At 64.1% G+C, this 22,452-nt stretch carries 17 protein-coding genes and 2 pseudogenes; 5 read left to right on the top strand and 14 right to left on the bottom strand.

Annotated features, from left to right (window positions below; all coding sequences use genetic code 11):
- Window positions 1-63: 63 nt before the first annotated feature.
- Window positions 64-525, top strand: a complete 462-nt coding sequence (locus ACVIN2_RS09140) for an Lrp/AsnC family transcriptional regulator (RefSeq protein WP_456765360.1) — start codon at window positions 64-66, stop codon at window positions 523-525.
- A 4-nt stretch (window positions 526-529) separates the two neighbouring features.
- Here ACVIN2_RS09140 and ACVIN2_RS09145 read toward each other — a convergent pair whose 3' ends face one another.
- The 11 genes and pseudogenes from ACVIN2_RS09145 to ACVIN2_RS09195 form a co-directional block, all read right to left on the bottom strand.
- Window positions 530-1,609 (bottom strand): zinc-binding dehydrogenase, encoded by a 1,080-nt coding sequence (locus tag ACVIN2_RS09145; RefSeq protein ID WP_456765361.1) that lies wholly within the window; start codon window positions 1,607-1,609, stop codon window positions 530-532.
- 59 nt (window positions 1,610-1,668) lie between these two features.
- Window positions 1,669-2,610, bottom strand: a complete 942-nt coding sequence (locus tag ACVIN2_RS09150; protein ID WP_456769678.1) for a DMT family transporter — start codon at window positions 2,608-2,610, stop codon at window positions 1,669-1,671.
- Between the two features lie 185 nt (window positions 2,611-2,795).
- Window positions 2,796-3,637, bottom strand: a pseudogene (locus tag ACVIN2_RS09155) (aldo/keto reductase).
- A 45-nt stretch (window positions 3,638-3,682) separates the two neighbouring features.
- Window positions 3,683-4,585 (bottom strand): SMP-30/gluconolactonase/LRE family protein, encoded by a 903-nt coding sequence (locus ACVIN2_RS09160; protein ID WP_456769679.1) that lies wholly within the window; start codon window positions 4,583-4,585, stop codon window positions 3,683-3,685.
- A 254-nt stretch (window positions 4,586-4,839) separates the two neighbouring features.
- Window positions 4,840-7,545, bottom strand: a complete 2,706-nt coding sequence (locus ACVIN2_RS09165) for a molybdopterin-dependent oxidoreductase (RefSeq protein WP_456765362.1) — start codon at window positions 7,543-7,545, stop codon at window positions 4,840-4,842.
- A gap of 15 nt (window positions 7,546-7,560) precedes the next feature.
- A complete protein-coding gene (locus tag ACVIN2_RS09170; RefSeq protein WP_456765363.1) occupies window positions 7,561-8,778 on the bottom strand; it encodes an NAD(P)/FAD-dependent oxidoreductase in 1,218 nt (405 codons plus the stop codon).
- A gap of 10 nt (window positions 8,779-8,788) precedes the next feature.
- The gene (locus tag ACVIN2_RS09175) at window positions 8,789-9,217 is read right to left on the bottom strand and encodes a globin family protein (RefSeq protein ID WP_456765364.1); all 429 of its coding nucleotides are present in this window, start codon (window positions 9,215-9,217) and stop codon (window positions 8,789-8,791) included.
- Between the two features lie 119 nt (window positions 9,218-9,336).
- Window positions 9,337-10,716, bottom strand: coding sequence for an MFS transporter (locus ACVIN2_RS09180; RefSeq protein ID WP_456765365.1), 1,380 nt, complete (start codon window positions 10,714-10,716; stop codon window positions 9,337-9,339).
- 337 nt (window positions 10,717-11,053) lie between these two features.
- Entirely contained in the window at window positions 11,054-11,848 is a 795-nt protein-coding gene (locus ACVIN2_RS09185) for an ABC transporter ATP-binding protein (RefSeq protein WP_456765366.1), read from the bottom strand.
- A gap of 11 nt (window positions 11,849-11,859) precedes the next feature.
- On the bottom strand, window positions 11,860-12,756 hold the full coding sequence (ntrB, locus tag ACVIN2_RS09190) for a nitrate ABC transporter permease (protein ID WP_456765367.1): 897 nt from the start codon (window positions 12,754-12,756) through the stop codon (window positions 11,860-11,862).
- Window positions 12,757-12,816: 60 nt separating this feature from the next.
- Entirely contained in the window at window positions 12,817-14,136 is a 1,320-nt protein-coding gene (locus ACVIN2_RS09195; protein ID WP_456765368.1) for an ABC transporter substrate-binding protein, read from the bottom strand.
- 670 nt (window positions 14,137-14,806) lie between these two features.
- Here ACVIN2_RS09195 and ACVIN2_RS09200 point away from each other — a divergent pair.
- Window positions 14,807-15,646 carry a formate/nitrite transporter family protein gene (locus ACVIN2_RS09200; protein ID WP_456765369.1) on the top strand — a complete coding sequence of 280 codons (840 nt, stop codon included), beginning with the start codon at window positions 14,807-14,809 and terminating at the stop codon, window positions 15,644-15,646.
- 56 nt (window positions 15,647-15,702) lie between these two features.
- Complete coding sequence (locus ACVIN2_RS09205; protein WP_456769680.1) at window positions 15,703-17,439, top strand: protein kinase domain-containing protein; 1,737 nt, start codon at window positions 15,703-15,705, stop codon at window positions 17,437-17,439.
- A gap of 23 nt (window positions 17,440-17,462) precedes the next feature.
- Here the strand turns inward: ACVIN2_RS09205 and ACVIN2_RS09210 are convergent, their stop codons facing one another.
- Together ACVIN2_RS09210 and ACVIN2_RS09215 are read right to left on the bottom strand one after the other, a co-directional pair.
- Complete coding sequence (locus ACVIN2_RS09210; protein ID WP_456765370.1) at window positions 17,463-18,137, bottom strand: NAD(P)-dependent oxidoreductase; 675 nt, start codon at window positions 18,135-18,137, stop codon at window positions 17,463-17,465.
- A gap of 42 nt (window positions 18,138-18,179) precedes the next feature.
- Window positions 18,180-19,049, bottom strand: coding sequence for an SDR family oxidoreductase (locus ACVIN2_RS09215; protein ID WP_456765371.1), 870 nt, complete (start codon window positions 19,047-19,049; stop codon window positions 18,180-18,182).
- A gap of 102 nt (window positions 19,050-19,151) precedes the next feature.
- Between ACVIN2_RS09215 and ACVIN2_RS09220 the strand changes: the two are divergent.
- A pseudogene (locus ACVIN2_RS09220) lies at window positions 19,152-20,046 on the top strand (LysR family transcriptional regulator).
- A 31-nt stretch (window positions 20,047-20,077) separates the two neighbouring features.
- Here the strand turns inward: ACVIN2_RS09220 and ACVIN2_RS09225 are convergent.
- Window positions 20,078-20,995, bottom strand: a complete 918-nt coding sequence (locus tag ACVIN2_RS09225; RefSeq protein WP_456765372.1) for an intradiol ring-cleavage dioxygenase — start codon at window positions 20,993-20,995, stop codon at window positions 20,078-20,080.
- 171 nt (window positions 20,996-21,166) lie between these two features.
- Here ACVIN2_RS09225 and ACVIN2_RS09230 point away from each other — a divergent pair, with 171 nt between their 5' ends.
- Window positions 21,167-22,441, top strand: a complete 1,275-nt coding sequence (locus tag ACVIN2_RS09230; protein ID WP_456765373.1) for a serine hydrolase domain-containing protein — start codon at window positions 21,167-21,169, stop codon at window positions 22,439-22,441.
- The last annotated feature ends 11 nt before the right edge of the window (window positions 22,442-22,452 follow it).

Genomic DNA, 22,452 nt, shown 5'->3' on the forward strand with positions numbered 1-22,452 from the left:
GCCGTACCAGCCAATATTGGGATAGCTTACCAATCGATCGGTAAAAACGACAGGTTCATCCCAATGCCTACCCTCGACGCCATCGACCGAAAAATCCTCGCTCTGCTCCAGAACGACAGCCGGCTGACCATGCAGGAGCTGGCCGACAAGGTCGGGCTGTCGGTGTCGCCCTGCCACCGCCGGGTCAAGCTGCTGGAGGAGCGCGGGGTCATCTCGCGCTACATCGCGACCGTGGACCAGAAGGCGCTGGGGCTGCATGTCAGCGTCTTCATCTCGATCAAGCTGGCGCGGCAGAAGGAGGAGGATCTCAACCGCTTCGCGCGCGCGATCTCGAAATGGGACGAGGTGCTGGAGTGCTATCTGATGACCGGCAACCGCGACTACCTCCTGCGCGTGGTCGCGGCCGACCTCGCTTCCTACGAGACCTTCCTGAAGACCAAGCTGACCCGGCTCGACGGCATCGCCTCGATCGAGTCGAGCTTTGCGCTCAGCCAGGTGAAGTATTCGATCGCGCTGCCGGTGTAAGGCATCACCGCCACGGCTGCACGATGATCTTGGTGTGGACTTCGGGGTTGGCGAGGTCGGCGAAAGCCTTTGCGACGCCATCGATGCCGACTTCCGCCGTTACCATTGCCGCCGCATCCACCTGCCCTTCCGCGATCAGGCGTAGCGAGGCTGCGAATTCGTCCGGCGTGTAGCCGAGCACGTACTGAACGTTGAGCTCCTTCATGATGCCGAGCATGGGCTCGCTCCTGTCGGTCTCCATGCAGACGCCGACCACGACGATCCTGGCATCGCGCGGCGCGCCTTCGAACACCTGCTGCAACAGGCCGGGCACGCCGACGCATTCGAAGATGATCGCGGGCTTCAGCGCGGGCAGCATCGCCTGCAACGGCGGCCGCGCCGCCTTCTCCGCATCCGACATCTGCGCATGCTCGGCCCAGGTCGCATAGGGCTGCGATACCCTTGGATCCACGACGATATCGGCGCCGAGTTTTGCCGCAAGCGCGCGCCGCGCCGGCGAATAGTCAGCGGCGACGATCGGATGCAGGCCCTTGAGCTTCAGCGCCGCAATCACCGCCAGCCCGACCGGTCCGCAGCCGATCACGAGCGGCACCTCGCCGCCACGGATGTTGGCCTTGGCGACGGCGTGAACGCCGACCGCGAGCGGTTCGGTGAGCGCGGCATGCTCCGGCGCGAGACCGTTGGGCACCTCGAGCAGCAGCGCTTCGCTCAGCAGCATCGCCTCGGCATAGCCGCCAATATTATCATTGGAATAGCCAATGCCCTCGATGCCCTGCGGCGTCACGAGGGCCGGCAGCGAGCAGACGCGCGTGCCCGGCTTGAGCTTGCGCACAGTGCCCGGGCCGTAATCGACGATCTCGCAGCAGAACTCATGGCCGAACACGACGTCGCGGGCGAGATCCATCGGCTTGCGTCCGGTCTTTCGCGCCATCTCGACCATGCGGTGGGCGTGCTGGCGCGCGTGCAGATCGGAGCCGCAGATGCCGCAGGCGAGCGTCTTGACCAGCACCTGGCCGGGGCCGGGCTTTGGCTCCGCCATCCGGTCGACGACAATCTCACCGTTCCTGAAAATCGCAGCGCGCATTCGGCTCCTCCCGGCTTGTTGGAGCCATTGATAGCACGAAGCGGACGCGTGAACTTGCGTCAGGGGTTCGGGGAACGCTCTTCCATGATCAGGAGCTGGACGCGGCGGATGCGCTCGCGATGGGCGATGTAGAGGCCGCTGGCGACGATGAAGGCCGCACCGGTGACGGTCCAGACATCAGGCACTTCGCCGAACAGGAAGAAGCCGAGAATGCTCACCCACAGCAACTGCGTATAGGAGAACGGCGCCAGCACCGAGGCATCGCCGTAGCGATAGGCCAGGACGATGATCCACTGGCCGACGGTGGAGGCGACGCCGATCACGATGCCAAGCCCGATCGCGGTCCAGGTTGGCGTGACCCAGACGAACGGTACCATCAGAGAGAGGATCGCAACGCCGGTCAGCGCCGAATAAGCCATCGTGGTGAGGACGGCTTCACGCCCGCTCATCATGCGCGTCAGGATCAGCGCCGCGGCCCAGCAGAATGCCGAGACGATCGGGAAGAACGCGGCGGCGTGAAACGCGCTGGAGCCCGGGCGCAGGATGATCAGCACGCCGGTCAGGCCGATCGCGGTCGCGATCCAGCGGCGCATGCCGACCTTCTCGCTCAGGAAAACGATCGAGAGCGCGGTGACGAACAGCGGCGAGACGAAGCCGGTCGCGGACGCCTCCGCGATCGGCAGGAAGCTCAGGCCGGTGATGAAGAACAGCGAAGAGCCGAGCAATGCCGCGCCGCGCATCAGCTGCAGGCCGAGGCGCTCGGTGCGCATGGCATGAAGCGGCGAGCCCGGCAGCATCACCGGCGTAAACATCAGCGCAAACGTCACGAAGCGGATCCAGGTGATCTCGATCGACGGCAGGCTCGACGACAAATATTTCGCGGTGACATCGGAGCAACCGAGAAAGATCGTCGACAGCAGCACCAGCGCGATGCCCTTGAAGGGATGATCGACGCGCGCGGGCGCGCGGCGCGCCTGCGGCTTCTTTTCCGGCATAGGCATGGGAATACTGTCGAGCCTTGCGGCTGCGGCGGGCGGCGGGGTCACGGCTGGAACCTAGGAATGCGAATCGGGAATGATCGTAAAAAACGATAATTGCGCCGCTTTCACAACTTCCGAAAACAGGATGCCGATATGCGCTCACGTCCGCGCGCGTCAAGACTCCATTAAGAATAGGCGTTTGTGCACTACAGCATAGGCAGGCCGCGCGGCTTCGGACCGCGCGGAAACGCCGCATCGAGCGCCGCGATCTCGTCTTTCGTCAGCACGAGATCGCCGGCCGCGGCATTTTCGCCGGCATGTTCCGCGGACGACGCCTTCGGGATCGCGAACACCGTAGTCGCACGGGTGAGGAAGCTCAGCGCGACTTGGCGTGGCGTCGCGCGACGCGCCTCCGCGATGCGCGCCAGCACCGCGCCGCCCTTGCTGCTGCTTTCAGGGAAATCATCGTGGCCGAATGGCGAATAGGCGACCACGGCGACACCATGCTGTTCGCACCACGGGATCACCGCGTGCTCGATCGCGCGTTCCTTCAGATGATAGAGCACCTGATTGCAGGCGATGCGGTCTTCGCCGGCGGCGTCGAGCATCTCGTCGAGATCATCGGCATCGAAATTGGAAACGCCCCAGGATTTGATCTTGCCGGCCTTCACCAGGTCCTCGAACGCGGCCACGGTGTCCTCCAGCGGATACGAGCGCCGCGCCAATGCAGCAGATAGCAGTCGAGCCGATCGGTCTTCAGCCGCTGCAGCGAGCGCTCACAGGCGGTGACGGTTCCGCGGCGGGAGGCGTTGCTCGGCAGCACCTTCGACACGAGGAACACCTCGTCGCGTCGGCCCGCGATCGCATCGGCAATGACGAGCTCTGCATCGCCATACATCTCGGCGGTGTCGATGTGGGTCATGCCGAGATCGAGCCCGCGCTGAAGCGCCGCGATCGCGCGCTTGCGATCGCCATGGTCGAGATACCAGGTGCCCTGCCCGATGACGGCGACGCTGGCGCCGGTTTTGCCGAAGGGTTTTGTGTTCATAATCGCTCCGATGCCGCTCGTTCGCTCAGGCAACCGCCATCGCGCTCAAGAGTTCAATACGCCGATGTCGGCGACCAACACGCTACCGGTCGCGGACTCCGTGATATAGAGCCGATCTTTCTTCGTGCCACCGATCGCGACATTGGTGCAATTCGGCCCGGCACACGATTTCACCCGCGCAATCAATTCGCCGTTGGGCGCGAACACGAAGACATGGCCGAGCGAGGCGTGACCCACGAACAGCCGGCCCTTAGCATCCATGGTCAAGCCATCGGGGCCACTGGTACCGAACAGCGAGCAGAAGCGGCCGACCTTCGACACGCTGCCGTCCTTCATGAACGGCAACCGCCACACCGCGTTGTCGCGCGTCATCGCGACGAACAGCACGGTCTCGGTTGGATCGAGCACCAGACCATTCGGACTGATGCCGGTATCGATCAGGCAATTCAGCCGGCCGCCTGGCGTCAGGCGATAGACGCGGCCGCTCGGGTCATGCAGGCCGGTCTGACCCTGGTCGGTGAAATAGATGTCGCCGTTGGAAGCGAGATGCAAATCGTTGCAGCCCCGGAAGGACTCCGAGTTGCGCGAGGTCAGCACCGGCGCCATCCGCCCTGCCTTGGCGTCGAACTCCATGATGCCGTGCCTGTAGTCGGCGACCAGGATGCGGCCGTCCGCCGCGATCTTCAGTCCGTTCGGCCAGCCCTCATATTCAATCGCCAGCGACCATTCGCCGTCGGGCGCGATGCGGAAGATGCGGCCGAAGGGAATGTCGACGATGTAGAGAGTGCCATCTTTGTCGAACGACGGGCCCTCGATGAAGGAGTCTGTCGGCACGGCCGGCCGGTTGGCATCGGCCCAATCCGTCCGCTCGCCTTTGCGGCGGAATTTGTCGGGCATGGCGGAGAAGAGCCTGGTCTCGATCAGGCGCGGCGGCGTTTCCAGGTACATCATTGTTGTTATCTTTGTTGAACTGGCGGAGTGCGCGGCAGCATAGGGCACAAAGCAAAGGCCGTCGATCCGCGCGACAGCTTCACCACGCTCTCGGGGTCGTCCTGGCCTAGTGCGCAATTGCGCACGGGAGCCAGGACCCATTACCACAGGGAGAAGTTGTTACGGGTGATAGTGGCCACAACGGGCTTCGACAAACGCTGACCGGGGTAATGGGTCCTGGCTTTCGCCAGGACGACGATGATGAGAGACCCCTACCCCGCCGCGCCCGCGACTTTCGCCTGCTTCACTGGCGCCACCTCGGTGGTCGCAATCAGGCGCTTCAGCTCGGGGATGCAGGAGCCGCAATTGGTGCCGGCCTTGAGCTTTGCGCCGATCTCGGCGGCCGTGCGCGCGCCTGCGACGATGGTGTCGCAGATGGTGCCGCGGCCGACGCCGAAGCAGGCGCAGACGACCGGACCGGTCGAAGCCGCGCCCTCGCTGGACTTGCCCGACAGCAGCATACGCCGCTGCTCGTCGGTGACGTGGTCGGCGACGAACAGGCTCTTCACCACCTCCCAGTCGCCGGCATCATGCGCGGGGCCGACGAACAGGCAGGTTTCGATGCGGTCGCCGGCAAACGACGCCGCGCGATAAACGCCGCCGCCGAAGTCGCGATAGTCGGCGACGTCCTCGCCGGCAACGCCACCGAGCCAGGCCGGCCAGCGCGACAGGTCCGCATTGTCGGCGAAGAGATAGCCGAAGCCGCCGGTAACAGTGACGCGGGTCCACATCAGGTTTGGCGGCAGCTCCAGCTGCTTGCGCGACAACGCAAAGCCGCGGAAGACGTATTCATAAGGCGAAATCGCCGCCGGTGTCGCCTTGGACTCCGGCTGCCCCGAGAACGGATCGGTGAACGGTGCAACCAGCGCCCCGACGCGACCGTGCGAGGCGTTCATCGCACTCCAGTGGATCGGCGCGAACAGCGTGCCGCGCTGCTGGCGGTCGCTGACGACGGCCTTGAGAGTGCACTGGCCATAGTCGGTCGTGATGCGGGCATAGCCGTCATGGACAATGTTGTATTTGTTGGCATCGTCGGGATGAATCTCGACGAACGGCTCGGGCAGATGCGCGCCGAGCCGCTGGCTGAGGCCCGTGCGCGTCATGGTGTGCCACTGGTCGCGGATGCGCCCGGTATTGAGCCGCAGCGGCCGCGACGGTCCGGTCTCGCCACGCAGCGCCGGCACCTCCGGTGCGACAAACCGGCCCTTGCCGTCGTTGGTGAAGAAGCCGCCGGCCGCGAAAAAGCGCTCGCCGGGCGCCTCGCCTTCGCGCGCGGGCCACTGCACAGGCTTCAAGGCATCGAAGGCTTCATCCGACAGCGTGGTCAGCGCACCGATATCGAAGTCGCGGCTGCCGTCGTTCTCGAACGCCGAGAGCGCTGCGTGCTCGCGGAAGATGTCGGCGGCGGATTTGTAACTGAAACTGTCACCGAAGCCGAGGCGTTTTGCGGTTTCGCTCAGGATCCACCAGTCCGGCCGTGCCTCGCCGGGCGCCGGCAGGAACGAACGCTGGCGCGAGATGCGGCGCTCGGAATTGGTGACGGTGCCTGACTTCTCGCCCCAGGCGAGCGCCGGCAGCAGCACGTGCGGGCCGGCATCGACCGTATCGTTGGAGAGCACGTTCTCGGAGACCACGAACAACTCGAGCTTCTTCAGCGCCTCGCGCACGAAGTCGGCGTCGGGCAGCGACACGGCGGGGTTGGTGCCCATCACCCACAGCGCCTTGACCTCGCCGCGGTTGATGGCTTCGAACAGCTGCACCGCCTTCAACCCTTCATGGGTGGCGATGCGCGGCGCCTTCCAGAACCGCCGCACGCGATCGATGTCCGGCGGCGTGAAGTTCATGTGTGCGGCGAGCTGGTTGGCGAGGCCGCCGACCTCGCGACCGCCCATCGCGTTGGGCTGGCCGGTGAGCGAGAACGGCGAGGCGCCGGGCTTGCCGATGCGGCCCGTGGCAAGATGGCAGTTCAGGATCGCGTTGACCTTGTCGGTGCCCTGCGCCGACTGGTTGACACCTTGCGAGTACAGCGTGACGACGCGGGGCGTGTCGCGGAACATCTTGAAGAAGGTGGCAACGTCCTGCTCGGAAAGGCCGGTCGCCAGTGCGGTCGCGGTGACGCTGCCGGCGATGCTGCGGGCGCGCGCCAGCGCGTCGTCAAAGCCCGACGTGTTTTGCGCGATGTAATCCTGATCGAGCGCACCATTGTCGGCGAGGTGAACCAACAGGCCGGAGAACAGCGCCGTGTCGGTCCCCGGCTTGAGGCCCAGGAACAGATCGACGTCGGTCGCGGTGTCGGTGCGGCGCGGATCGATCACGATCATGCGGGCGCCGCGCTCCCCACGGTTCTTCAACATACGCTGGAACAGCACGGGATGGCACCAGGCGGCATTCGAGCCGACGAACACCAGAAGATCGGCCTGGTCGAGATCCTCGTAGCAGCCGGGCACGGTGTCGGCGCCGAAGGCGCGGCGGTGACCGGCGACCGAGGACGACATGCAGAGCCGCGAATTGGTGTCGACGTTGGCGGTGCCGACAAAGCCCTTCATCAGCTTGTTGGCGACGTAATAGTCCTCGGTCAGGAGCTGGCCGGAGAGATAGAATGCGACCGCGTCGGCGCCGTCGCGCGCGACGATGTGCTGCATGCGGTGGGCGACGTGATCGAGCGCATCGCTCCAGGCGACGCGTTCGAGCACGCCCTTGCAGCGGATCATCGGATAGAGCAGCCGACTTTCCAGCCCGACGGTCTCGCCGAGCGCCGAGCCCTTGGAGCACAGCCGGCCGAAATTGGCAGGATGATCGGAATCGCCCGCGATCGCCGCGCCGCCCTTGCCGTCCGGCGTCGCGAGCACGCCGCAGCCGACGCCGCAATACGGACAGGTCGTCTTGGTGGCACGGAGCGTGGGATCGATCGCCGTCATATCAAGCCGCCTCAATCAAGCCGCTTTGGAAGGACGCGCGAGCGCGCGGCCGAACATCATGTCGGCGCGGATCGCCGCCACCTTTTCGCGGTTGCGGATCAGTTCGAGATACCAGAGCGCATCGACGGTATCGCCGATCAGCAGGGCGCCGGTGAGCCGGCCCTCGGCGATGACGAGCTTCTTGTAGGTGCCACGCCTGCGGTCCGACAGCACGAGGCTCTCGCTGCCCTCCCCGCCCATGAAGTCGCCGGCGGAGAACACGCTGACCCCCGACACCTTCAGATTGGTCGAGACCACGCTGCCCTGATAGGCCGCGGGACGGCCGGCGAGATGTCGCGCCAGCACGCGCGCCTGCTCGTAAGCAGGCTCGACGAGGCCGTAGCAGGTGCCGCGATGCTCGGCGCACTCGCCGAGCGCGTAGATATCGGGTGACGCCGTCTGCATCTCGTCGTTGACGACGATGCCGCGGTTGACGGCGATGCCGGCGTCCTTGGCGAGGGCAATGTTGGGCCTGATGCCGGCGGCGAAGATCACGGCATCGGCCTCGATGCGGCTGCCGTCGGCAAGCTCGACCGCTTCGACATGGCCCTCGCCGTGGATGCGCGCTGTGGATGCATTGAGCAGGATGCGAATGCCCTTGCGCTCGACCAGCGTCTTGAGCAGGTCGGCAGCGGGTGCATCGAGCTGGCGCTCCATCAGCCGGTCCATCAGGTGCAGCAGCGTCACGGGCGCTCCGGCCTTGGCAAGGCCGTAAGCCGCTTCGAGTCCGAGCAGACCGCCGCCGACCACGACGACGCGCTTCCTTGCGGCAGCGAGCGTCAGCAGCAGATCGACGTCGCGGGTGTCGCGGAAGGTGTGCACGCCGACGAGATTGGCGCCCGGCACGTTGAGCCGCAGCGGCGTCGAGCCGACGGCGAGCACGAGCTTGGAATATTCCATGCTTTCTTCGCCTTCGATCTTGAGCTCGCGTCGGCCGGTATCGATCTCGGTGACGCGATAGCCGTAGCGCACCGTGACGCCGCGATGGCGCCACCAGTCGGCGGGCCGCAGTTCGATCTCGTGCGAGCCGGTCTCGCCGGCCAGCACGGAGGAGAGCAGAACGCGGTTGTAAGCGAGCCGCGGCTCTTCGCCGATCACGGCGACCGCGTAGCGGCCGAGCGAGGTCTTGGCGAGCTCGTCGACCAGACGCGCGGCCGCCATACCGTTACCGACGATGACCAGCGGTTCACTCACAACGCATCTCCTATTCGGCGGCCTGCGACTGTGCGCCGTAGGCCTCGGAAATCATGTAGCCGGACAACACGCCGTAGGCGTCGGTCCAGGCGGTAGCGAGTTCGGGCGTCCAGGCTTCGCCGAGGCCCTTCTCCAGGGTCCACAGCAAGGTCGCGCCGACCACGGGGTAGTGCTCGGCCTTGGCGCCGTAGGCGACGTGACGCTTCGCAAGCGCTGACGCCGCGGGAAGAATCGAGTCCAGGTTCGACAGACCGCCGACGACGGCGGCGAGCATGCCCATCAGCTTCTTGCGCTGCTCGCTCATGTCCTCGGGGAACATCGCGCGCACGGACGGCGCCACCTCGAACAGGCGATCGTAGAACAGCACCGCGGCCTGCGCGGAAATCGGCGCGACCTTGGCGAAGCTCTGTTGGACGAGGGTGATCTGTTCTGGCGTCATGATGTTCTCCTGCCTGTTGGGTTTGCCTTGGTGCGCGCCATTGCGAACCAGGTTCATTGTCAAACTGTCGGGCAATGCTTCTCCCCGCGTACGGGGAGAAGCGAGATTCGTACCAAGTGTTAAACTCGCGCGCCGGCGAGGCTTGAGGCGCCTTCGCCCTGCGGGCTGCGACGCAGATAGAACCACCAGGTCAGCGCGAGACAGGAGGCGTAGAAGCCGAGATAGATCGCGAGCGCGAGCTGCGGTCCACCGGTCAGCGCGATCGACTTGCCGAACCCGGTCGGGATCAGATAGCCGCCGACGGCACCGACCGCGCCGATGAAGCCGACCGCAGCACCGCTCTCGATGCTCGCCGTCTTCAAGGCGGCCGCGCGCTCCGTATCGCCCTTGCCGCGCACCCTGAACAGATTCTGCTCGCGGAAGATCGAGGGGATCATGCGATAGGTCGAGCCGTTGCCGATGCCCGTCGTCACGAACAGGACCAGGAACATCGACAGGAAGCCGATGAAATCCTTGTGCCCGACGAAGTAGAGCACGCCGATCGTCGCGCCGGCCATCACGATGAAATTCCAGAACGTGATGACCGAGCCGCCGATCCTGTCGGCAAGCCAGCCGCCGAGCGGCCGCGACAGCGAGCCGACCAGCGGTCCCAGGAACGCGATCGCAATCGTGACTTGCGGGAACTGGGTCTTGATCAGCAGCGGAAATGCCGCCGAGTAGCCGATGAAGGAGCCGAACGTGCCGATATAGAGATACGCCATGATCCAGGTGTGCTTGCGCTTGACCACCGCGAGCTGGTTCTTGATCGACGACTTGGCCGTGGTCAGGTTGTTCATGAAGAACACTGCGCCGAACACCGCGATCGCGATCGGCAGCACCCACATCAGGCCGGCATTCTGAAGAAAAACACCATCGACCGGCGTTGCCTGGAACAGGTTGATGACGGCGAGCGTCATCAGGATCGGGGTCAGGAGCTGCACGCTGGAGACGCCGATATTGCCGCCAGCTGCATTCAGTCCCAGCGCCCACCCCTTCATCCGGTCGGGGAAGAAGAACGAGATGTTGGTCATGCTGGAGGCAAAATTGCCGCCGCCGAGACCGGCGGTCGAGGCAATCAGCAGCATCAGCCAGAACGGCGTGTCGGGCTGGCCGACGAAATAGGCGAGAGAGAGCGTCGGAATGAACAGGATTGCCGCGCTGAAAATGGTCCAGTTGCGACCGCCGAAGGTCGTCACCGCGAAGGTATAGGGAAAGCGCATCAACGCGCCGATCAGCCCGGGCACCGCGACGAGCTGGAACAGCTGGTCGGTGGTGTAGTGGAAGCCCGCCTGCGGCAGCTTGGTGGTGACGATGCTCCAGATCAGCCAGACCGAGAAGCCGATATGTTCGGCCACGATCGACCAGATCAGGTTGCGTCGCGCGATCGTCTTGCCAGTCGCGTTCCAGAACGCCTCATCTTCGGGGCGCCAGTCGGAAATCCAAGTTGGATTCTTCGTCATTGAGTATCCCTTCCAGGCTCACCGCTGCGTCGTTGCAGGCTCAGCCTCCGGCCACGGAGGCGCGCTCCGAGGCTTCACCCCGGTGGCGAGTTACGATGCTGATTGATGATGTTGAGGGACGTCGTCGTTGGCGTCGCAGTTGGTGCTTCAATTTCCGTGCCAACTGCGCGCATTCCGGAAACGCAGGAAATTCAGGCGCTTGTTCGGAGTGCTCCGAATTTTTGCAGGACTATTTCGCACGCAAATTTTGCGATTCGCTCAATCCCTGTGCGGCGCACAAGGATTGAGCTTGATGATTCAAAATTAGGCGTGGCGTCAGCACCTGTTGGTGACGCGTTTACGCGGCCTCGACGAAGCGGTGACGCTCATAGAGGAATTCGAGCACGCGCTGCCGGCACTTGAGATAAGTCGTGTTGGTCGCGAGATCGAGCCGCTTGCGCGGGCGCGCCAGCGGCACCTCCAGCACCTCGCCGATGCGCGCGCTCGGCCCGTTCGTCATCATGACGATACGGTCGGACAGCAGCACCGCCTCGTCCACGTCGTGGGTGATCATCAAAATGGTGTTGCCGAGCTTCTGATGCAGCGCCATCACCGAATCCTGCAAATGCGCACGGGTCAGGGCGTCGAGCGCGCCGAAAGGCTCGTCGAGCAGCAATACTTTCGGCTCCATGGCAAGCGCGCGGGCAATGCCGACACGCTGCTTCATGCCGCCGGAGATTTCCGAGGGCCGCTTGTCCTTGGCATGGGCCATCTGCACGAGGTTGAGATTGTGCATGACCCAGGCATCGCGTTCGGCGCGCTTCTTGGTCTTGGCAAAGACCTTGTCGACGCCGAGCCGGACGTTCTCGTACACGGTCAGCCAGGGCAGCAGGCTGTGGTTCTGGAACACCACCGCACGATCCGGCCCCGGCGAGTTCACCTCGCGGTTCTCCAGCAGCACGCCGCCGGTGGTGGCGTTGGTCAGGCCTGCGATGATGTTGAGCAGGGTCGACTTGCCGCAGCCGGAATGGCCGATGATCGAGACGTATTCGCCCTTCTCGATGGTGAGATTGATATCCTTCAGCACCTCGGTGGAGGCAGCGCCGCGGGTAAAAATCTTGTCGATGTGGTCGAGCTTCAGATAAGCGGTCATGTGCTTCCCCTTCAGTTCAGCGCGGTACCGCGGGTGACGATCTTGCCGGCGCCCGCGATCAGGCGGTCGAGCACGAAGCCGATGATGCCGACATAGAACAGCGCCAGGATGATTTCGCTGATATGCGAGGAGTTCCAGGCGTCCCAGATGAAGAAGCCGATGCCGACGCCGCCGATCAGCATCTCGGCCGCAACGATGGCGAGCCAGGAGAGACCGATGCCGATGCGAAGCCCGGTGAAGATGTAGGGGGCGGCGGCCGGAATCATGATTTTGGCGAAGAATTCGAGCGGGTTGAGCTGCACCACCGCCGCGACGTTGCGATAATCCTGCGGGATGTTGCGGACGCCGACCGCGGTGTTGATGATGATCGGCCAGATCGAGGTGATGAAGATGACGAAGATCGCCGAGGGCTGTCCGTCACGGAACGCGGCGAGCGACAGCGGCAGCCAGGCCAGCGGCGGGATCGTGCGCAAGACCTGGAATAGCGGATCGAGCCCGCGCATCGCCCAGACCGATTGCCCGACCAGCACGCCGAGCGCAATGCCGGCAATCGCCGAGAGCGAATAGCCGAAGGCGACGCGCTGGAGGCTGGCGGAGAGGTGCCAGAACAACCCCTTGTCGATGCCGCCATGATCGAAGAACGGATCGAGGATCAATTCCTTCGTGTCCTTGAACACCTTCGACGGCGGCGGCAGTGCCGAGCCGGCGCGGCGGCAGACCAGCTCCCACACCAGAAGCAAGAGCGCGATCACGACCAGCGGCGGGATGACGCGCACGGCAGTCTCCCGCGCCATCCGCGCGTAAGTCTCCGAACGCGGCGGCCGCTTCGGCGTCATCGCGACGACCGGCGCGGCAGCGCTCGCGAGCTTCGCGGTCTCAACCTCGATCTTGGTAGCGGGCATGTTCATCGCAATATCTCTCCGGCTGCAAAAGACGGTGCGGCCGCCCGCAGGCGGCCGCTGGCTCCATCAGACTTCGACGCGCTTGATCGCGAGCGACTTCAGATAGGCAGCCGGATTTTCCGGATCGAACACCTTGCCGTCGAAGAAGGTCTCCTTGCCGCGCGAGGTGGAGGTCGGGATCTCGGCGCTTGCGATGCCGAGCGTCTTGGCCGCGTCGCGCCACATGTCTTCGCGGTTGACCTTGGCGATCAGCGCCTTGGTGTCGAAATTCGCCTCATACTTGCCCCAGCGAATGTCCTCGGTGAGGAACCAGAGGTCGTGGCTCTGGAACGGATAGGAGGCGAAGTCGCGCCAATACTTCATGATATGCGGCGAATTCTCGACCACCTTGCCCGGAAGGCCGTAGTCGAACTTGCCGGCGGTGCGGTCGAGCACGTCTTCGACGGGGCAGTTCATCCACTGCCGCTTACCCATGATGGCGGCAAGCTCGGCCTTGTTCTCGGCCTTGTCGGACCATTGCTGCGCTTCCATCACCGCCATCAGCAGCGCCTTCGCGGCCTTCGGATATTTGTCGACGAAGGCGGCGCGCATGCCGAAGGATTTTTCCGGGTGCTTGTTCCAGAGCTCGCCGGTCGTGATCGCGGTGTAGCCGATGTTCTGGTGGATCAGCTGCAGGTTCCAGGGCTCGCCGACGCAGAAGCAGTCCATCGTGCCGACCTTCATGTTGGCCACCATCTGCGCAGGCGGCACCACGATGGTCTCGATGTCCTTGTCCGGATCGATGCCGCCGGCGGCAAGCCAATAGCGGAGCCAGAGGTCGTGCGTGCCGCCGGGGAAGGTCATCGCGGCCTTCACGGCCTTGCCCGAGGCCTTCTTCTTCTCCAGCGCCGCCTTGAAGGGCGTGGCGTCGACGCCGAGCTTCAAGTCGGCATATTCACTGGCAACGGAGATGCACTGGCTGTCGAGATTGAGCCGCGCCAGGATGTACATCGGCGTCGGTTGGTTGTTCTGCGTCACCTTGCCGGCCGAGATCAGATACGGCATCGGGGTCAAGATATGCGCCCCGTCGATGCCGTTGCCTTCCGAGCCGAGCACGAGATTGTCCCGCGTGGTGCCCCAGGAGGCCTGCTTCTGCACGTCGGTGTCGGGCATGCCGTATTTGGCGAACAGGCCCTTGTCCTTGGCGACGAACAAGGGGCCGGCATCGCTCAGCGCGATGAAGCCAAGCTTTGCGCCCTTGACCTCCGGTCCGGCGTCCTGCGCGAAGGCGCCGGCTGGGAAATTCAGCTTCACGGCGGCCAGGAGTGCGGCGGTCGAACCGGCGGCCTTCAACAATTGACGGCGGCTGAGGCCAGTGTCCGACGGCCGGCGGGTGCGCTTGGTCATAGGCGGTGTCGTCCTTTGCGTCGTTGCAGAATGATTGTGTCAGTGCACACGAGCAGCCCGTCCGTCCGGCGACGCCTGAAGCAGCGCATGCGAACGCGCGACGGGGAGACCCCCGTCTGGTGGCGTCGGCAATTCGGATGAGAAGTCTCGCGGGACGGCTTCAATGGCGTCGGCTTGGAACTATTCAAGCTTCATGCCAAGCGTGACGCAGCTGAAAACAAAACGATATCAATAGCTTATGTATGCCGCGCCAGTCTGTCGCAGGTCTGCTCCGCTCGTGAAATTTGCGACCTGCTCAACATTTGTGCGGCGCACAAGAGTTGTGCAGCCGCTTAAGCAACAGGCCACTCGGCCCGCAAAAGCCGAGTCATGAAAAGCTATATGTTATTGATATCGCTCAGTTCTTATGAGCCCAACGCGCGGCACGCAATTTGCATTAAATTTCGCGTCAACGAAGACTGCGGCTCGACCGCAATGCTGCAGCCTCAGGCGGCTGCAGCACGGAAGCTCATCTGCTTCGCGGCCCTCCCGGCTTCATCCTCGTGACGCGATTCCCAGAGCTTCCAAATCTCTCCGGCTTACGCGCGGCAACCAGCCCGCACGGCCAATGATGTTCAGTCGCGCTCACGCAGAGTGTGTCGATCTCACAAGGAAGCAAAAGGAACCATTGATGTCGTATCTCGCGCCTTCGGAATTCGTCACCAAGATGGTGGATGCGGGCGAGTCCAAAGTCTTCATGTCCACCCGCGATACCATCATCCGCGCCTATATGGCCGGCGCCATCCTCGCGCTCGCCGCCTGGTTTGCCGTCACCATCAACGTGAACACGGGGCAGCCGCTGATCGGCGCGCTGCTGTTCCCGGTCGGATTCTCGATGCTCTATTTGTTGGGCTTCGACCTTTTGACCGGCGTGTTCGTGCTGGCGCCGCTGGCGCTGATCGACAAGCGCCCGGGCGTCACCTTCGGCGGCGTGCTGCGGAACTGGGGCCTCGTCTTCGTCGGCAATTTCGCAGGCGCCCTGACGGTGGCCTTCATGATGGCCTTCGTCACGACTTTCGGCTTCACGCAGGATCCGGACAAGGTCGGCACGGCGATCGGCAATATCGGCGAAGGCCGCACGCTCGGCTACGCCGCGCACGGCGCGGCCGGCATGGCGACGCTGTTCATCCGCGGAATGCTCTGCAACTGGATGGTCTCGACCGGCGTCGTCGGCGCCATGATCTCCACCTCGGTCCCCGGCAAGGTCATCGCGATGTGGATGCCGATCCTGGTGTTCTTCTACATGGTGTTCGAACATTCCGTCGTGAACATGTTCCTGTTCCCCTCCGGCCTGATGCTGCACGCGAAGTTTTCGATCATGGACTATCTGATCTGGAACGAGATCCCGACGGTGCTCGGCAATCTCGTCGGCGGCCTCGCCTTCACCGGCATGACCCTCTACGCCACGCACGTCTTGACCCAGCCGAAGCGCCAGGCGGGCAAGGCCACCTCGCCCCGCGTCGCGGCCTGATACGTCTCGACAGGAGAGCCTCGCCCGATCAGGGTGAGGCTCTCCTTTTGCCGGTGATGACGATGACCCGCGGACTTCAGATCTCGGTCGGCCAGCATTCCGACAAGGGTCGCAAGCCCATCAACCAGGATTTTCACGGCGTCCTCGTTCCGGACGAACCGATGCTGAGCCTGAAAGGCATTGCGGCCGTCCTCGCCGACGGCATCTCGAGCAGCACGGTGAGCCAGATCGCCAGCGAGTCGGCGGTCAAGAGCTTCCTGATGGACTATTACTGCACGTCGGAATCCTGGACGGTGAAGACCTCCGCCCGTCGGGTGCTGGACGCGACCAATTCCTGGCTGCACGCGCAGACGCGCAAGAGCCAATATGCCTATGACCGCGACAAGGGTTATGTCTGCACCCTGAGCGCCATGGTCATCAAGGCGACCACCGCGCACATCTTTCACGTCGGCGACTGTCGCGTCTACCGCGTGGCGGGCAAGGCGCTCGAGCAGCTGACCGATGATCACCGGATCATCGTGTCCTCGGAGCAGACCTATCTCGGCCGTGCGCTCGGCATCAATCCGCAGCTCGAGATCGACTATCAGAGTTTCGAGATCGAGACTGGCGACACGTTCCTGCTGGCGACCGACGGCGCCTATGAATTCGTCGACGCGCGTTTCATCACGAGCGCGCTCAGCGAGCATGCAGCCGAGCTCGACGGAGCGGCGAAGGCAATCGTCGAGGAAGCCTACCGGCGCGGCAGCGACGACAACATCACGGTCCAGATCCTCCGCGTCGATGCGGTGCCGCAGCGCGAGCCGGCCGGCATCTTCAACCAGACCACCCAGCTGCCGCTTCCCCCGCTGCCGGAGCCGCGGGCCATCTTCGACGGCTATAGGATCGTCCGCGAAATCCACGCCAGCAGCCGCAGCCACATCTACCTTGCCGTCGACGCGGTGACCGAGGAGCCGGTCGCGCTGAAGCTTCCCTCGATCGATTTGCGCGACAATGCCGCATACCTCAAACGCTTCCTGATGGAGGAGTGGATCGCGCGCCGGATCGACAGCCCGCATGTGCTGAAGCCGTTGTCGCAGTCGAAACGGCGTGGCTATCTCTATGTCGCGACCGAATTCGTCGAAGGTCAGACCTTGCGGCAATGGATGACGGACAATCCACGCCCCGATCTCGAAACCGTCCGCGGACTGGTCGAGCAGATCGCCGCGGGCCTGCGCGCCTTCCATCGCATGGAAATGCTGCATCAGGACCTCAGGCCCGACAACATCCTGATCGACAAGACCGGCACCGCGAAGATCATCGACTTCGGATCGGTCAAGGTGGCAGGCGTCGCGGAGGCGGCCCCGCAGGACGAGACCGACGAAATTCTGGGAACGGTCCAGTACACGGCGCCGGAATATTTTCTTGGGCAAGGCGGCTCGCCGCGCTCCGACATGTTTTCGCTGGCCGTGATCTGCTACCAGATGCTGACGGGAAAGCTGCCCTATGGCACGCAAATCGCGAGGATCCGGCGCAAGGCGGACGTGCGGAGGCTCAAATATCGCCCGGCCGACGACGACAGCAACGTGCCTGCCTGGGTCGACGGCGCGCTCAGACGTGCGCTGCATCCGGATCCCTACAAGCGGCACGAGGATTTGTCTGAATTCGTGTTCGAGCTTCGGACGCCCAATCCGGCCTATCTCGACACGCGGATCACGCCGCTTTTGGAGCGCAGCCCGCTGATGTTCTGGAAATTGACCACGGCGGCGCTCGCCTGCGTCGTCGTGGTCCTGCTTGCGATGTTGCATGCGCGCTGATCAGGAGTGTCGCCACGCAAGCGTCACCACGTGATGAGCGGAGAGCGATGCAGCCAAGTATCGTTGCGCACCTGATCGAGCACGAATGTCGCAACGTCTTCGCGCGCAATGCTGCCGCCATGGAAGCCCGAAAGATCCGTCAGGGCCCGGATCGGCCCGCGCCCGGGCTTGTTGTTCAGGATCGAGGGGCGAACCAGGACCCAGTCCAGCCCGCTCTCCCTGACGATGGCTTCCTGCCGGTCCTTGTCGGCGTACACCTTCTTCAGGAGAAGCGGAAAGAACACGTTGTCGGCGATAAAGCCGCCATGCCCGGCACTGTCGCCGGCGCCCATCCCCGTGATGCAAACCAGCCGCGAGACCTGCTCGGCCTTCATCGCGCTCACGAGCGCGCGCGTCGCGGTCGAGAGAAGCGTCACCTCGCGGAACGGGCTTACCGATGTACCCAGCGCACTGACCACGGCATCACGGCCTTTGAGGGCTTCGCGCAGGGCTGTTTCATCGCGGGCGTCTCCGATGATGAGCTTCGCCCCCGTGATGTCACGTGCCTTCTCAGCGGAACGCACCAGCACGGTGACATCGTAGCCTCGCGCCACCGCCTGGTTGACGATCAGGCGACCGGTGGCACCGGTCGCTCCAAGCACCAATATCTTCGTTGCGCCTTCCGGATTCACCGGAACAGTGGCGGTTGAAGAGATCATGATAGCATTCCTCGTTGTCGTGATGGGGACGTGCCCCTGCCGTCAGGCAGTGGCCGTGATCTCGGAGACGAAGTCGCGATAGGAGCGCAGCGGACGGCCCAACAGCGCGGTCAGCCGCTCGACGTCGCCGGCCTCCGGGACCATTCCCTCAGTGAGGAAACGTTCGCTCATCAGCCGCATGTCATAAGCCATCCAGCTCGGCATGAACTGCCTGAGGCTCTTCTCGAAGCCGGCGGTATCGTCACCGGGATAGGCAATCGTGCGGCCCAGCACCTCCGACCAGACGGCGGCGGCTTTCGCGCCGGTCAGCGTATCAGGGCCGACGAGATTGATGCGCGTGAGCGGAAGCGGCGTTGCGGCGCGCTCACGACGGATGAGCTCGAGGGCCGCGATCTCGCCGATGTCGCGCGCATCGATCATGGCGAGCCCCTTGCTGCCGATCGGCATCGGATAGATTCCGTATCCGCTCACCACGTCCTTGATCGTGACATCGTTGTTCATGAAATAGGCGGGGCGCAGGATGGTGGCGTTGAAGCCCATCTGCTCGATCATCCGCTCGACGCCGAACTTGCCGGCAAAGTGCGGGACGTTGACGTAGCGATCGCTGTGGATCACCGAGAGGTACACGACCCGCTCGACGCCGGCGTCGCGGGCCACGTTGAGCGCGATCAGCGCCTGCGTGAATTCATCCGGCACCACCGCGTTGAGCAGGAACAGGGTCGAGACGCCCTCGAACGCGCTGCGGAGCGCGTCGACGTCGAGCAGGTCGCCCTGCACGACGGTAACGCCTGCCGGGAGGTTTGCCTTGGCAGGCTCGCGGGCGAGAGCACGGACATCGGCGCCGCGCTTGACGAGCTGTTCGACGACGTGGCGGCCGATGGTGCCGGTTGCACCGGTAACGAGGATGGTCATGGGGATCACTCCGGGTTGGGTCAGAAGACATCCGGGAAATTAGTGATCCACAAAAGAACCGATAGCCGCTATATTTGGACAGACTGTCTCACTGGTGGAACAATGGACCTGCTCGCACTCGCCGATTTCAATCTCGTTGCCCGGCACGGCGGGTTCGGACGGGCCGCACGGGCCGCCGGCCGCCCGAAAGCCACCCTGTCCCGGCGGGTCGCCGAGCTGGAGGCCGCCCTCGACCTCCGCCTGTTCGAGCGCGGCGCGCGCACCCTGAAACTCACGCAAGAAGGGCGCGCCCTTTACGAGCGGACGGGAGCCTTGCTCACCGAGCTCGACGAGACGGCGACAGCAATCGCGTCGGGTGGGGACAGGCCGCGGGGGCGCTTGCGGATCAGCGCGCCTATGCTGTTCTCGCAGACTGCGATGGGAAACCTCGCGGCCGGATTCGCGCTCAGATATCCGGAGATCCGTCTTGAGGTCACGACGGAAGATCGCTCCGTCGACATGGTGGAGGAAGGCTATGACCTCGTCATTCGGGTCAATCCCGATCCGGATGACAGCCTTGTCGGACGAATCTTTCTGCGCGATCGGCTGGTGGTGGTGGCGAGCCCGAACCTGAAACGGCCGAGGGAGGGTATCGCTGTGCCGGCTGTCATGCGCGGAGCGGGCGACCGGAAAACAAGCTGGGACGTGACGGTGCCAAGTGGACAATCGCGCATCGCGATTGATCCGGTCCTTCGCCTGTCATCGCTCGTCATGGTCCCGCGATGCGGTCCGGGCCGGCGTCGGCGCCGCACGCCTTCCGGTATCACTGGTCAGTCACGACCTGGCTGCCGGCACGCTGGTGCATTGGGGCGACATCGACGGACCGGAGATCGCATTGTGGACGCTCTATCCATCGCGCCGGCTGTTGAGCGCGCGCGTCTCCGCCTTCCTCGACTTCATGAAAGAAGCCTTTCCGATGGGGACGCCTGACGAGCTGGCGGCCTTTATCGGGAGATGAGAGGGCGGCGCGCGCTGCTCGCACCTGACGGTCAGGCGTGCTCCTCCGCCTTTGTCCCCAGCGGCTTCGGCGCCCTGCCGCCGCCGGGCTTGAGGTGAAATTCGTAGCTCATCAGATGCCACTGCCCGTTCGCCTTGCTGCCGTCGGGCATCGCCGCATCCTTGCGCGGCTCGACCTTGGCGACGAGGTCGTCCTTCACGCCGAACACCACGTCGGAATCCAGATATTTGTCGCCGTCCATGAAGACGTGGGTGATCAGCGGCTCGTAGCCCTTGGCATTGACCAGGAAGTGCACATGCGCCGGGCGCATCGGGTGGCGGTTGGTCTGCACGATCATCTCGCCGACCGGGCCGTCGGTCGGGATCGGATAGCTGCACGGCAGGATGGTGCGGAAGAAGAAGCGGCCATCGCTGTCGGTGATGAAGCGCGCCCGCGCCGAGGCGCCGACCTCGTCATAGTTCGGCTTCTGCGAGTCGTAGAAGCCGTCATCGTCAGCGTGCCAGACGTCGACAGGGACATTCGCGAGCGGCTTGCCCTTGAGATCGGTGACACGGCTCTGCACGAACATCCGTTCGCCGGTTTGATTGTTCGGAGAGATGTCGGTGCCGTGCGCCGTCACCTTGTGCTCGCCGACATAGAACGGCCCGAGCACGGTGGTCTGGGTGGCGCCCTCGCGCTCGCGATGGTTGACTGCGTCGACCAGCATAGAGACGCCGAGCACGTCGGACAGGAGGATGAATTCCTGCCGGGTGTCCGTGCATTTCTGGCCGGTGCGGGTCAGGAAATCGATGGCGTATTCCCATTCCGCGAAGGTGACGCCGGTCTTGCTCACGTAATCGTGCAGCGATTTCACCAATTCCTGGAGCAGGAATTTCGCGCGCGGGTCAGGTGTCTGGTCAAAGCTCCGGACGACGGCTTCGGTGAGTTCGGTTTCGTTGAACTGGGTCATGGTGCGTTTGCCTGCGTTTTCTCATTGGCCCGTTGGGGATCTTTTGGGCTGCTTGGAGGCGTTCCAAGGCGAAGCCTACACCAAACAGCCGGCCGGCGTTAAGCGCGACCGGCTTGGAATGAGACCGCCTTTTCGGCTATCAACGGCGGACAAAACTGCTCGGAGGAACTGATGCTCGCCCCCACCCCCGCCTCGCCCGAATCCGTCGGCATGTCCAAGGCGGCGCTCGACCGCGTCGATGCGCATCTGAAGAGCCGGTACATCGATGCCGGCCGCTTCCCGGGCACGCATCTCCTGGTCTATCGCCGTGGCAAGATCGCCCACAGTACGGTGCAGGGTTTTGCCGACGTCGAGCGCAAGCTGCCCGTCAAGGACGACACGATCTATCGCATCTATTCCATGACCAAGCCGCTCACCAGCGTCGCCTTCATGATGCTGGTCGAGCAAGGCCTCGTTGCGATCGATGAGCCCGTCGCCAAGTACATTCCGGAATGGAAGGATCTCGGCGTGTTCGTTGCCGGCACCGCGCCTTCCTTCCTGACCCGGCCGCCGTCGCGGCCGATGCTGATCGTCGACCTCCTGCGCCACACCTCCGGCCTCACCTACGGTTTCCAGCAGCGCTCGAACGTCGATGCCGCCTATCGCGCTGAAAAGATCGGCGAGGTCGAGAAATCCGGCACGCTCCAGACCATGATCGAGAGCCTTGCCAAAATCCCGCTGGAGTTCTCGCCGGGCGAGGCCTGGAACTACTCGGTTTCGACCGACGTGCTCGGCTACCTCGTCGGCAAGATCTCCGGCGTACCCTTCGAGCAGTTCCTGAAACAACGCATTCTCGATCCACTCGGCATGACCGACACCGATTTCCACGTGCCGGCTTCCAAGGCCCACCGGTTCGCCGCCTGTTACTCGGCCGACCCGGGTGGCGGCATGACCTTCCATGCCGGCCAGCGTCGCGAGGGCCTGACCTTGCAGGATGATCCGACCAAGAGCTCGTTCCTGTCACCGCCGTCCCTGATCTCGGGCGGCGGCGGGCTGTGCTCGACGACGGCCGACTATCTCACCTTCTGCCGCGCGCTGCTCAACGGCGGCGAGCTCGGCGGCGTCAGGCTGATCGGGCCGAAGACACTGGCACTGATGACGGCCAACCACATTCCGGGTGGACGCGCGCTGCCGGAAGTGTCGCGCTCGTTGTTTGCGGAAGCTGCCTATAACGGCATCGGCTTCGGCCTCGGCTTCGCCGTGACCATGCGCCCGGCCGAGACATTGGTCGCCGGCAGCCCCGGTGAATACAATTGGGGCGGCGCGGCCACGACGTCGTTCTGGATCGACCCGGCCGAAGAACTGATCACCATCTTCATGACGCAGGTGCTGCCGTCGAGCGCCTACCCGCTCCGGCGCGAGCTGCGCAGCATGGTCTACGCCGCGATCACCGAGAGCAATCTCTAGACAAAATGCAC

The organism is Bradyrhizobium sp. USDA 3650 (assembly GCF_054057395.1).

Coding starts and splice junctions, on each gene's coding strand:
- ACVIN2_RS09140 (WP_456765360.1), top strand. CDS start 64: ATGCCTACCCTCGACGCCATCGACCGAAAAATCCTCGCTCTGCTCCAG.
- ACVIN2_RS09145 (WP_456765361.1), bottom strand. CDS start 1,609: ATGCGCGCTGCGATTTTCAGGAACGGTGAGATTGTCGTCGACCGGATG.
- ACVIN2_RS09150 (WP_456769678.1), bottom strand. CDS start 2,610: ATGCCTATGCCGGAAAAGAAGCCGCAGGCGCGCCGCGCGCCCGCGCGC.
- ACVIN2_RS09160 (WP_456769679.1), bottom strand. CDS start 4,585: ATGTACCTGGAAACGCCGCCGCGCCTGATCGAGACCAGGCTCTTCTCC.
- ACVIN2_RS09165 (WP_456765362.1), bottom strand. CDS start 7,545: ATGACGGCGATCGATCCCACGCTCCGTGCCACCAAGACGACCTGTCCG.
- ACVIN2_RS09175 (WP_456765364.1), bottom strand. CDS start 9,217: ATGACGCCAGAACAGATCACCCTCGTCCAACAGAGCTTCGCCAAGGTC.
- ACVIN2_RS09180 (WP_456765365.1), bottom strand. CDS start 10,716: ATGACGAAGAATCCAACTTGGATTTCCGACTGGCGCCCCGAAGATGAG.
- ACVIN2_RS09185 (WP_456765366.1), bottom strand. CDS start 11,848: ATGACCGCTTATCTGAAGCTCGACCACATCGACAAGATTTTTACCCGC.
- ntrB (WP_456765367.1), bottom strand. CDS start 12,756: ATGAACATGCCCGCTACCAAGATCGAGGTTGAGACCGCGAAGCTCGCG.
- ACVIN2_RS09195 (WP_456765368.1), bottom strand. CDS start 14,136: ATGACCAAGCGCACCCGCCGGCCGTCGGACACTGGCCTCAGCCGCCGT.
- ACVIN2_RS09200 (WP_456765369.1), top strand. CDS start 14,807: ATGTCGTATCTCGCGCCTTCGGAATTCGTCACCAAGATGGTGGATGCG.
- ACVIN2_RS09205 (WP_456769680.1), top strand. CDS start 15,703: ATGACGATGACCCGCGGACTTCAGATCTCGGTCGGCCAGCATTCCGAC.
- ACVIN2_RS09210 (WP_456765370.1), bottom strand. CDS start 18,137: ATGATCTCTTCAACCGCCACTGTTCCGGTGAATCCGGAAGGCGCAACG.
- ACVIN2_RS09215 (WP_456765371.1), bottom strand. CDS start 19,049: ATGACCATCCTCGTTACCGGTGCAACCGGCACCATCGGCCGCCACGTC.
- ACVIN2_RS09225 (WP_456765372.1), bottom strand. CDS start 20,995: ATGACCCAGTTCAACGAAACCGAACTCACCGAAGCCGTCGTCCGGAGC.
- ACVIN2_RS09230 (WP_456765373.1), top strand. CDS start 21,167: ATGCTCGCCCCCACCCCCGCCTCGCCCGAATCCGTCGGCATGTCCAAG.